The sequence below is a fragment of the Williamsia muralis genome (genome assembly GCF_002735905.1).
Classification (GTDB): domain Bacteria; phylum Actinomycetota; class Actinomycetes; order Mycobacteriales; family Mycobacteriaceae; genus Williamsia; species Williamsia muralis_A.
Genome location: NZ_PEBD01000017.1, coordinates 1 through 649, shown reverse-complemented (window position 1 = coordinate 649; position 649 = coordinate 1). Strand labels below are relative to the sequence as shown.

Sequence of the window (649 nt, the reverse complement as noted above, 5' to 3'; positions counted from 1 at the left end):
GCTCTGAGCAGGTGGCGTGCGCTCGCCCGCCAACTGCTCTCGCGCACGGCGCAGCCGAGCGCACGCCACCTGCTCAGAGCCGACGACGTCCCGTCCGTGGTGGTCAGCAGTACTGCACCGATAGACATGCAGATGGACGGCGAATACCTCGGGACGCGTACCGCCCTGACGTTCGGTTGCAGGCCCGGCGCGTTGGAAGTGGTCGCTCCGCGCGAGTGATGTGCCTCTCGTCCGCGTGTTAGCTGATCGTTGGACGTCTGTAAAGAGTCCGAGGTCACACCATGTTTGCTTGATAAATCACAGGCAAAACCGTCTGCACAGTAGTACAACGGGAGGTGGACCAATGAAGGCACCCCCTACACAGTGATATTGCACACGTGTTAACGCAACACCATTGACTTCATCTGGATTCGTGAAAGTATTCACAAGCAACAGTGCGGAAACAATAACTACGCACGCATGAACTGACGGTTACGAGCGGCGCGAAGAAGCGCCTGAAGGAGCAGAGGGATGGACTGGCGTCACAACGCAATTTGTCGCGACGAGGACCCGGAGCTGTTCTTCCCGGTGGGAAACAGTGGCCCGGCCATCGCGCAGATTGCTGATGCGAAGCTCGTCTGCAACCGCTGCCCGGTTACAGCTGATTGCC

At 59.0% G+C, this 649-nt stretch carries 1 protein-coding gene and 1 pseudogene; both read left to right on the top strand.

Features of this window, described 5'->3' with window-relative positions; translation table 11 throughout:
* A pseudogene (locus CSW57_RS24120) lies at positions 1-219 on the top strand (diacylglycerol kinase family lipid kinase); the annotation flags it as partial.
* A gap of 291 nt (positions 220-510) precedes the next feature.
* A partial coding sequence (locus CSW57_RS24115) for a WhiB family transcriptional regulator (RefSeq protein WP_143696614.1) occupies positions 511-649 on the top strand: 139 nt, incomplete at its 3' end.